The 3,871-nt window shown below is 64.9% G+C and carries 3 protein-coding genes; all 3 read right to left on the bottom strand.

Annotation, left to right across the window (positions count from 1 at the left end):
• The coding region (locus tag WAN02_RS14160; protein WP_422264830.1) for an MCE family protein at positions 1 to 1,205 on the bottom strand (1,205 nt) is incomplete at its 3' end.
• A 1-nt stretch (position 1,206) separates the two neighbouring features.
• Positions 1,207 to 2,361, bottom strand: coding sequence for an MCE family protein (locus WAN02_RS14155; protein ID WP_422264829.1), 1,155 nt, complete (start codon positions 2,359 to 2,361; stop codon positions 1,207 to 1,209).
• Positions 2,358 to 3,758 (bottom strand): MCE family protein, encoded by a 1,401-nt coding sequence (locus tag WAN02_RS14150; RefSeq protein ID WP_422264828.1) that lies wholly within the window; start codon positions 3,756 to 3,758, stop codon positions 2,358 to 2,360. The genes WAN02_RS14155 and WAN02_RS14150 overlap by 4 nt, the downstream gene beginning before the upstream one ends.
• Positions 3,759 to 3,871 lie beyond the last annotated feature (113 nt).

Raw genomic sequence — 3,871 nt, 5'->3', positions numbered from 1 at the left:
ATATAGGGCTTGTCACTTTCACACTGCTTGACCGTCGGCGCCCGCTTGCCCGGCCGGGTCTCGCACGGATAGTTGCGCGCGCCCCGCACCGCGTTGAAGGGCGAATCCTGCGGTATCCGGCAATAGACCAGGCCCGGCGGCCGCGCCGGGGTGTCCTCGAAGGCAGGCGAGCGCTGCTGCTGAGCCGGGAAAAACCCGGTGGTGCACGGCGGCGGCCAGTTGAGATTCAAGTTAAAGTCCAGGTAAATACCGCGATAGGGTCGCTTCAGGTCCATGTCGCCCAGCTGGCCCGCCTGCGAGTCGGCCACCACCTGCGGCACCTCGGCCAGCAGCGCCTCAATGTTGTCCCGGTAGGTCAGCGCGACATCGCCGACCTTGTCAAGATTGGACACCACTCCCGGCAGCGTCGGCGCGAGTCGATCGGCCACGTCGGCTAATGACGCGAAAAGTGGGCCCAGCTTGTGAATCGATCCCGACAGAGCGCCGTTGTTTTGTTCGACGGTCTGAATCTGCTTGGTGACGTTGGCCAGGTGGGCGGCCCAGGCCTGGATCGAGTCCGAGGTGTCGATCTGGCTGTCGAGGATCGGCTTGGGCTCGTCGATCAAGGTAATGATCGCATCCAGGTTCTGGCGCGCCTCGGTCGCCAGTTTCGCGCCACCGCCGAACAACCGGGACAACTCCGGACCCAGCCCACCCACGGCCACATACGACTCGTCGACCACCGTCTTGAGGTTGTCGCGCGGGATGGCGTTCAAACCGCGACTGACCGCCGCCAACAACGAATTAACGTTCGGCGGAATGGTCGTACGATCCTGCGGGATCACATCGTTGTTCTTGAGCATCGGCCCGCTCGCGCTGCGCGGGATCAAATCCACATACTGCTCACCGATCGCCGACGCGCTGTGCACATGCGCGGTGAGATCGGCGGGGATATGAATACCCGACTTCATCGACAGCACCGCCTCCACACCGGTATCGGTGAGGTGCACCTTCGACACCCGGCCGACCTCCACACCCCGATAGGTGACGTTGCCGGCGCGGTAGAGCTCCCCCGCCCGATCCAGCTGCATGCGCACCGTGTACCGACCGATTCCGAGGTAGGCAGCCGGCAGGTTCGCGTAGTACAGACCAACAAGCCCGGCAGCGATCACCGAGATCGCCGAAAAGATCGCCAGCGTGATAATCGTCCGCCGATGTAAACGCATGTCAGGGCCCCTGATTGAACTGGTAAGGCGCAACAAGGGGATTGCGCGCCGTGTACGGGCTGGGCATCACCCCGAGGGTGCGGCCCCACTGCATCTCCAGCTCGGTCAGGTTGCCCTCCCACCGGGTGCCGGTGAAAATCCCCGAATCAAGCCGGCTCATCGTCAAGTCGAAGATGGCCGAGAGGTTCCCGTAGTCGCCCCGGATCCATTTGGCCACCGGCGGTTTGGAGAACAGCGGGACCGTGAGATAGTCCAGACCGCGGGTCAGCGCCAGCCCCGAGTCGGCCAGCGATTTTTCCACCGGACCCAGATCGCCGATCTCCTTGATCAAATTCTCCTTGGTCGGCTCGAGCGCGTCGGCGGCAAGGGCGCCCGTCTTGGGACCGATCAGAAGGGCGTCGGCGATTTTTCCCCGTTCGTCCTTCAGGACGGTGAGCGCGGCCGGGATGGTTTTGAGCGCCTTGTCCAGGACCGGCTTCTGCTCGGCGACTTGACCGACCAGGTTGTTGAGGCTGTCCAGCGCGGCGACGATGTCATCTTTTTGGTCGTTGAGGTAGGCGGTGAACTTATCCAGTTGCGGGATCAGGCTTCTGAGGTCTTTTTCGCGACCGGTGAAGGCGGTGCTCAACGTCGCGGTGATGTCTTGAAGCTGACCCAGACCGCCGCCGTTGAGCACCAGCGACACCGCGCCCAGCGTCTGCTCGGTGGACGGGTAGGAGCTCGCCGACGACAGCGGGATCACCGATCCGTTGTGCAGCTTGCCCTTCGCCTCCACGCCGGGGGGCGTCGCCAGTTCGACGTGCAGCGTGCCCAGCAGGCTGGTCTGACCGATCGTGACGGTGGCATTGGCCGGCAGCACGGCGTCCGGTTCGATGCTCATGGTGACCAGCGCATGCCAGCCTTGGCGTTCGACCTTGGCCACGTTACCGATCAGCACATCGTTGAACTGGACCCGGGAATTCTCCTTGAGGTTCTGCACATCGGGCATCTGCGCCTGAATGGTGTAAGAGCCCGGGCCGACACCCACTCTGCCCGGCAGCGGCAACGAGTTGGCGCCCCGGAAGTCCCGCAAGGCGCCGCAACCGGACAGCGCGGCCACGGCCAGCGCGATCAGAAGCACCGCGCCGCAGCGACGCCGGTGGCTGCGGCGGGTCAATGTCCACCTCCGACGTTCTGGTTATCCAGGCTGCCGGGCAACATCATGGAGCGCAGCCCGGTGGCCGGATCGACGGGCAGCGGGTTGGCCGGCTTGGCCGGCACATAGGGCGCGTTGGTGTTGATCATCCCGTTGCCGAAGAAGTTGAAGATCTCATTGGCCGGTGGCAGTGGCCCGTTGGGCGGCGGTGGCACCGTACGGAACGCCTCGGTGGGCGCCGGCCCGGGCGGCGGGATGTAGTCCGGGCGCAGAAAGTCCTCGCTGTAGGTCAATTCGTTAGGACGCGCCGAGGCCCCGGCGTACGGGTTCAACCCGAGCGGCAGCCAGTTGACCTGACGGTTCTTGAGGATCGGGGCCATGTACTGCACACACAGCTTGGCAGACTGCGCAGCGCCCAACCTCGATGCCGCCTGCACACCCGAACACAAGAACTGCAGCGGATTGGCGAAGTTCTGCAGCGCCAGCGCGCCGGTGTATGCGCTTTGGGCGGGTTGATAGATGTTCAACACGTTCTGGAACACGTTGGGGCCAATGTGCAGGGCCTGCTTGATGTCGTCGAGGCTCTCGACCACCGCGTTGGACAGCTCCGCGGCCTTGTCCGACGTAACGCCCAGCGTCTCGCGGTTGTCGTCCAGAAAGGCCGTGATCTTGGCGGCCTCCTCGTTGTCCGCATTGAACGTGTCGGCGACCTCGTTGTGGTCGTTGGCCAACAACTCGGTGACCGCGGCCAGGTTCTGGTTCAGGTGGCGCAGCAGCCCGCCGCTGTCATGCAGCGCCGACACCAGAGCCGCCAGGTTTCTGAAACTGCCGTACAGGTCGCCGCTGTGGTCAGCGAGCGCCGAAACCGCCTGTGACAGCTTGACAACGGCTTCCCGGATATCTGGGCCCTGGCCGCGCAAGTTGGCTGCCGCGGTATTGACGAACGATCCCAGTGTGCTGACCCCGCCCGGTTGCGTGGGCTGCAGGATCCCGGTGAGCTTCTCCAGCTGCGCACGAAGGTCGTCCCACTCCATCGGGACGGCGGTGCGTGCCAGCGGAAGCACCGCGCCGTTGGGCATCACCGGGCCGCCGGTGTAGGCCGGGGTCAGCTGAAGCTCCCGAATCGTCACCAGGTTCGGCGACAGCACCACCGCTTTGGCATCGGCGGGCACCTTGTATTTGTCGTCATACCAAAACGAGATCTTGACGCGGTCGGGCTGCGGTTCGATCTTGTCGATCTGGCCGACGGCCACGCCGAGGATCACCACGGCGTCGCCGACGAAAATGCCGTTGGCGTTGTCGAAGTATCCGATCACATGGGTGCGCCCGCCCGACGACCGCATCAGCGCGCCCACCCCACCCAGCAGCGCCAGCACCAGCGCCGCAGCAACGACGATCCTCGTCTTACGGGAATTCACTGGTGACCTCCCTGCGCCGGCGGCGGCGGCCCGGGCCGCGGACCGACGGACTCACGCGGCGCGAGCACCGGTCCTTGGTTGGGGGGTAGCTGCCCGGGCGCCCCCTGCTGGAC

The organism is Mycobacterium sp. (assembly GCF_049281135.1).
Taxonomy (GTDB): Bacteria; Actinomycetota; Actinomycetes; order Mycobacteriales; family Mycobacteriaceae; genus Mycobacterium.
The sequence above is the reverse complement of the archived record's forward strand: the minus strand, read 5'-3'. Positions and strand labels throughout refer to the sequence as shown.